Here is a 5,494-nt window from a genome sequence, read left to right as displayed (position 1 = left end):
TTGGACAGGACCGTTCGCGATGAGGCATTCGGATGACCACGGTTGGCGGTAACCCTGTCAGGCTTTACAGTTTTGCGCGCGCTTGGCTGGCGGTACGGTGCCATCCGTGGAAACTCACTCAAATTCTTCGGTGACTCGCAATCGCGGGGCCTGCAGACTTTTGCTCGCCGCGGATGACGAAGCCGGCGCACTGTACGCCGAGGTCGTGCTCCGATCGTGCGGCTGCTCGGTTCGACGCACTGCCAATGGGCTGCAAGCGCTGCAGGCGCTCAAAGCCGAGCAATTCGATATTGCATTCTTCGACGTCCACATGCCGCACATGGACGGACTGACAGCAATGCGGCGCATCCGCGCTCTGGAAGACGAGCAACGGCTCCAGCGGTTGCCTATCATCATCGTCACAGCGAGCGTCTTCCCGGAACAAGTGCGCGACTGCATAGATGCGGGCGCAGACGGCGTCCTCGCCAAGCCATTCAAGATCGAAGAACTGCGCCACACGCTCTCTCAGTGGACCGGTGCGGCCCATGTCATTGATCGACACAACCTAGCCTGATCGTGGCTCAGGGGCAGGAGACCACACAACCAATGACCAAATCAGAGAGGAAGGGCTGCAATGGCCAAGAAGTTGCTGCGTCACCTTCGAACGCGACTCGATCGGTGACGCTCGAGCGCGAGCTGCACGCCGCCCAGTCCGAGGCGCAGGCTGCCAATGGTCGCGTCGACGAGATCCGCCAGTCCACCGAGCGCCAGCTCAACAAACTGCGGGCTGAGGGGGGAGCAGGGGCGTATGAGCCAGGTCCGGCGCCGAGCGTGCGGCCGTCGACGCGGAGAAGAGGGCGATGGCGGCCGAGGCTCACCTGGCTGGCCAGCGAGCGTGCCGCGAGGGCCGCGCTGGACGCCATTGTGGCTGAGCTGCAGGACTCGCTCAAACGGGCACTCGCTTGGGGTAACTCGATGCTGGTGAACTGGCGGGCCTTCTAGCTCGCGCTTCTCGCCAGTAGCGATAGCGTCGAAATACTCGGCTTTGAGGTTCAGGTGAAGTGTGGTTCATGCAGCAATTTTCCGATTCAATTGAAGAGCCGTGCCACTGACCGCGCACCTCGCAGCGGGGCAGCGCATCACCGGCTACTCGAATAGATCGGGTGAGCCGGTGATGCGCTGCCCCGCTGCCATGTCGATTCGCGCCTGACTGTGCGGCGTCGTCGAACCGGGCGCACGCCTATCTTATCTAGGGGACACGCAACCGACGAGCCTCTTCTTCGACGCGCGCGTCGTCGATCTCGCGCATTACGCTGCACAGATCCACGGTCCCGGCTTTTGGCTCGAAGAGACCGGTCAGCATCACCTCGGGACCGGTATGCCGCTTTGATACAGGTCCCAGATTTCATGCCCGTGCTCGGTGTGCAGCAGTTCTTTTCGACTCGCATCTCCCACACGCTTATTAGTAGGCATCGTCAGAAGAATCTGTGGGCGAGTTTTGGCTCGGGAAGCTTTCCGAGCACGTGATACAGAGAGAGTTCGGCGATTCGGAAGGTCCGATAGCCGTATGCTTTTCTCATAGTGACTTTGGCCTTGTTGTTCAGTCCCTCGACGATGCCGCTGGAGAACTGTTTTTTGGCCCGGAAGTAGTTGAGCAGAAGTTCGCGGTGAGCACGCACTGTTCGGGCGAATTTCTTCACCGGATCGCGACATGACTGAAATGCGACTGCGCACGATCGCGTAACTCGAGGACTTTCTGAAGTCCACGGCTCAGGTGAAGTTCTCGGCGAGTGGTGGTGGTGCCGATGACACGCAGCGCTACGAGCACATCAGCCGTGTACTCACGCGCTTCGACTACGCACACGCGGCCAAGCGCGAGCGCGGGGTGGTGTTGGCCTATCTGCGCCACACCAGCGGCTATAGCCGCGCCCAGACGACCCGCCTAGTCGCGATCGACTGGCTGCCGGCCATCCGCCAGTGGCATTCCGAAGGATTGCTCGACCCGACGTTTGCCGACTGGGGTGCCATCGAACAGAACATTGCAGCGCCCGTCGATCACGCGCTGGCAAGGCTACGCAGCGAGCGACGCGGCTACGTGGCCGATGCAGCCAGCGAAATGTCGTGGTGGGCAATGTTCCATCTTCCGAGTTCTGTAGCTGCCACTGACGACCGCAAGTACACCTGGTCGTCGTCGCTCGCGGCCCGTCGTCCGGCCAAATACGATCATGCACCCTCGGCACGCGAACCAGTCAGGCCAGTCGTGCGCGAACAACCCAAGGTCGGCCGCAACGACCCCTGCCCCTGTGGCAGTGGCCGCAAGTTCAAGAAGTACCACGGCGCCGCTTGAGGTTGCAGTCTGGCGGAACATTCCGGTCGCGATTGGGGTGGGATTTTTCGTATCGGCTTCACTCGGGATCTGGCAACTACCAGCAACTCTTATTCAACCATCGTTGTCCAGGCGCAGCGCTTTGGCGGCCTTGAAGTAAGGCAGACGCTTCTCGGGCACCTCCAGAGACTCGCCCGTGCGCGGGTTGCGTCCAACCCGCGCAGGCCGGGTGCGAACAGTAAAACTGCCGAACCCGCGGATCTCGATGCGCTGGCCGCGCGCCATCGCATCGCTCATCGTGGTGAGAATCACGTCGAGCGCGAGCGCGGCATCGAGTGCGGTCAACTGGGGAAACCGGGCGGCCAGTGTGGCCACGAGTTCAGAGCGGGTCATGAAACGATGGTCCCGGCCAACTTGGATTGACAGAAGAGGGGCGAAACGAGCCACTGGAGCGCGACCGGGTCAATGATGTCGTTGGACATGATCACGAATGTCCTCCTGGTGTCCTATCGCGAAGCCTACGGGCGTTGGTAGCGGATGTCCGGCGGCCAATGCCGCGTTGATCGGCTGTCACGCGGCCCGTCGGCAACTTCGAAGCGAGCCTGTTCAAACTCTCGCGGCAAGCCCCTCGGCAGGTTCACGGCCCCGCCAAAGGCATCGAAGGAATCGAGGAGCGCGTGAAGAGTCACAGTTCCTCGCTCATGTCGCGAAATTCCAGCTTGAACTGCCAACCCTCGAAGGCCATTACCATGCGGCCAAAGTCCGCCCAGGAAACCTCTCGGCCATCGATGACGACCAGCGGTACGCGATCGTCCTCGTCAAGGTCGCAATCTATCCTTGCTCGCACGGTCCGATGGTCGGTGACTTGCAGACCGAGCGCGCTGTCCTCGACGTGCCTGATGGCGAGTGCACGACGCATCTTCTCGATCAATCGCCCAAGCAGCGCCAGCAAGTCGTCCTGTGGGTCGCCAATCGCCTGGAATTGATACCCAGCCGGGTGGCTCTCGCGCAACTCGAAGGCATCCAAGGCAATCATGGCTCCGAACAGGTGCGCACGAAAGTGGAAGTCGTGAGTCCCTCCGCTTGCGTCGGTCATGCCGATCGGCTCGAAACTCACGTGCTCGAAGTCTTGCAGTCCAGCCAATCTGGCCACCTTTGCGTTGAAGCATCGGCCACAGAGTTGTCTGTATCCGCTGTCCATCGAGCCGCAGTTGACGATGTCGTAGGCGGGGGTGGCCTGGCCACAGGCCTCACAAGAGATTGACTGCATTTGATCCGGTCTGGCTGAATTCAGGGCCGTGCAACTATATGTCGAGGTCCGCGGCACCGGGCCGTGTGTACCCACCTTGGTGAAGCAGTGCCGCATCCCCGAATGGCGGTCGCACTCGGACCGCACGTGGCGCGCGATGTCCCCGTGAGCGCGCGTCTTGCCCCGCACAAGTCCCGTGGTGGATGATCCGCACTGGCGCCCGCCGCCGCGGGCGCCTTCCTCCACAATCTTTTCTGCGCATGGACGAACGCTTCAAAGCCTGGCTGCTCGATGACGATGCAGCCATCGCCATTCACCGCCTGGCCTCGCTCGCCGCGTCGTCGAGCAGCGGGCTCTCTGCTGCAGCATCTGCCCGCAGTCGAGAGCGCCGATTTCGGCAAGAGCGGGGTCACCGGCCGCTTCCGGGATAGCCTGTATCTCGCTGACGCACACGTGCACGGAGTGATCGCGCGGCGATCAGAGGCCATTCCCGTTGCCCGGCATGCCAGGTGATGACTTCCACTACGGATAATTGAGCTTTGCTGGGCTCGCACGCCGCAAAACCAGCCCACCGAGTTCATGCATGAAACGATTGATGATTGCCGGATGCTTATGGCGCTGCGACGGCGACATTGGGTTTGTCGCTGAGATCGACCGCGAAGAAGATGAACTGGTCGTGGAGTTCGAAGGCGGAAAGGTGCGCTACCCGTTCGGCGAACTCGATGAGCTCGTGCTGTGTTACGCGACCACCATCCACAAGTCACAAGGCTCCGAGTACCCAGTGGTGATCATTCCGGTCTCGACGCAGCACTACATGATGCTCAAGCGAAACCTGATCTACACCGGCATCACCCGTGGCAAACGTCTGGTCGTGCTGGTTGGACAGAAGACGGCGCTCGCCATGGCAGTCAAGGGCAAGCAGGTCACGCGCCGCTGGTCGAAGCTCAAGGATCGGCTGATGTGTTGAGTGCTCGAGGCCCACGATGTCGAGGCGCACTCAGATCAACCCAGCCGACCCTTCGGCTGGTGCGATCAGGTCGTTCAGCCGGCCGACGGCGTCTTTGCGACCCCCTTGTGGGATGCGTGGTGCTTGTGGTGCCGGGTGTGCTTGGTGGCCTTCTTGCTGGCGCTTGCACCGGAAGGGTTGCCGGCCTTCTCCGATTGAGCCTTCAGGGTCTGGGCCTCACGCTCCACCGCTGCGGCTTTTGCCGGATCGGTGCTCATGGTGACGGCACCGTCGTTGGTCACGGCGGCATGTGCTCCGGCAGCGGCGAACAGCGAGACGAGGCTGGCAACCAAGATCTTCTTCATACGAGTTCCTTTGTGATGGACGATGACGCGATAGTTCAACGCAGGTGCGAGTGGTTGTGTTGACGTGTGCAACGCCCATCTCCTGCGTCGCCTGAGCAAGCTCACGATTTGTCGACACCGCGAATGTGTCAACGCTTCAGCGTTTCAGCTGCTTTATCCAGCGCCGCAATCATCGTCGGGTATCTCGCCGGCTCATCGCGCCCATGAGCGGGCGTACTCGAACAGTTGCTGTAGCGAAGTTGGCCTGAACGCTTTAGCCCGCGCAACGCCAGCGACTGCTGTTCATTTCCGCGGTCGCCCCCCCACAGGCGACACACCAGTGACATTCGCCGCCGCAAATGTCGACATCGGGGGCGCGTCGCCCGGTTCAGCGTCGTCCCATCAATCGCTGGTTTGATTCCCCAGAGATATTCCCCACCTCAGCAGCCACCATCTCCACTTGGCGACTGCACGCAGAGGTAGCGCGAAGCCACTCGAATCTGCGACGGGTTGTCCGTGGACCAACTCGCGCGTGACGGTGAGAGACGTGTCTGCGGTGGGTGCACAGGTCCAGTTGCGCCCGTCCTCGATCAGGCAGTCTGTGAACTTGCCGGATGTCTCATCGACGCCAACGGTCCAGAAGAGAACCT

The 5,494-nt window shown here is 61.5% G+C and carries 8 protein-coding genes and 1 pseudogene; 4 read left to right on the top strand and 5 right to left on the bottom strand.

Features of this window, described 5'->3' with window-relative positions; translation table 11 throughout:
* Window positions 1–130: 130 nt before the first annotated feature.
* Window positions 131–553 carry a response regulator gene (locus AC30NL_RS02970; protein ID WP_489462525.1) on the top strand — a complete coding sequence of 141 codons (423 nt, stop codon included), beginning with the start codon at window positions 131–133 and terminating at the stop codon, window positions 551–553.
* Window positions 554–585: 32 nt separating this feature from the next.
* On the top strand, window positions 586–981 hold the full coding sequence (locus tag AC30NL_RS02965) for a hypothetical protein (protein ID WP_489462524.1): 396 nt from the start codon (window positions 586–588) through the stop codon (window positions 979–981).
* 473 nt (window positions 982–1,454) lie between these two features.
* Here the strand turns inward: AC30NL_RS02965 and AC30NL_RS02960 are convergent.
* Window positions 1,455–1,709 (bottom strand): annotated as a pseudogene (locus AC30NL_RS02960) (transposase); the annotation flags it as partial.
* 44 nt (window positions 1,710–1,753) lie between these two features.
* Between AC30NL_RS02960 and AC30NL_RS02955 the strand changes: the two are divergent.
* Window positions 1,754–2,326 (top strand): YecA family protein, encoded by a 573-nt coding sequence (locus tag AC30NL_RS02955; protein WP_489462523.1) that lies wholly within the window; start codon window positions 1,754–1,756, stop codon window positions 2,324–2,326.
* Window positions 2,327–2,419: 93 nt separating this feature from the next.
* Here the strand turns inward: AC30NL_RS02955 and AC30NL_RS02950 are convergent, their stop codons facing one another.
* Both AC30NL_RS02950 and AC30NL_RS02945 read right to left on the bottom strand, forming a co-directional pair.
* Window positions 2,420–2,698, bottom strand: coding sequence for an integration host factor subunit beta (locus AC30NL_RS02950; protein WP_489462522.1), 279 nt, complete (start codon window positions 2,696–2,698; stop codon window positions 2,420–2,422).
* 292 nt (window positions 2,699–2,990) lie between these two features.
* On the bottom strand, window positions 2,991–3,575 hold the full coding sequence (locus AC30NL_RS02945) for a DUF7713 domain-containing protein (RefSeq protein ID WP_489462521.1): 585 nt from the start codon (window positions 3,573–3,575) through the stop codon (window positions 2,991–2,993).
* Between the two features lie 562 nt (window positions 3,576–4,137).
* On the opposite strand from AC30NL_RS02945, the gene AC30NL_RS02940 reads away from it, so the two are divergent.
* Window positions 4,138–4,521: an ATP-dependent DNA helicase gene (locus tag AC30NL_RS02940; protein WP_489462520.1), complete on the top strand. Its 384-nt coding sequence runs from the start codon at window positions 4,138–4,140 to the stop codon at window positions 4,519–4,521.
* Window positions 4,522–4,595: 74 nt separating this feature from the next.
* On the opposite strand, the gene AC30NL_RS02935 is transcribed toward AC30NL_RS02940, so the two are convergent.
* Both AC30NL_RS02935 and AC30NL_RS02930 read right to left on the bottom strand, forming a co-directional pair.
* Window positions 4,596–4,865 carry a hypothetical protein gene (locus AC30NL_RS02935; protein ID WP_489462519.1) on the bottom strand — a complete coding sequence of 90 codons (270 nt, stop codon included), beginning with the start codon at window positions 4,863–4,865 and terminating at the stop codon, window positions 4,596–4,598.
* Window positions 4,866–5,246: 381 nt separating this feature from the next.
* The coding region (locus tag AC30NL_RS02930; RefSeq protein WP_489462518.1) for a hypothetical protein at window positions 5,247–5,494 on the bottom strand (248 nt) is incomplete at its 5' end.

Origin of the sequence: Rhizobacter sp. (assembly GCA_021153565.1) — a bacterium.
GTDB lineage: Bacteria > Pseudomonadota > Gammaproteobacteria > Burkholderiales > Burkholderiaceae_C > Albitalea.
Note: the sequence above shows the minus strand (reverse complement) of the source record. Positions and strands in the feature narration are given on the sequence as shown.

What these genes read in the sequence shown, in the direction of transcription:
- AC30NL_RS02945 (WP_489462521.1), bottom strand. Translation starts at nt 3,575, where the DNA reads ATGCAGTCAATCTCTTGTGAGGCCTGTGGCCAGGCCACCCCCGCCTAC.
- AC30NL_RS02965 (WP_489462524.1), top strand. Translation starts at nt 586, where the DNA reads ATGACCAAATCAGAGAGGAAGGGCTGCAATGGCCAAGAAGTTGCTGCG.
- AC30NL_RS02935 (WP_489462519.1), bottom strand. Translation starts at nt 4,865, where the DNA reads ATGAAGAAGATCTTGGTTGCCAGCCTCGTCTCGCTGTTCGCCGCTGCC.
- AC30NL_RS02940 (WP_489462520.1), top strand. Translation starts at nt 4,138, where the DNA reads ATGAAACGATTGATGATTGCCGGATGCTTATGGCGCTGCGACGGCGAC.
- AC30NL_RS02950 (WP_489462522.1), bottom strand. Translation starts at nt 2,698, where the DNA reads ATGACCCGCTCTGAACTCGTGGCCACACTGGCCGCCCGGTTTCCCCAG.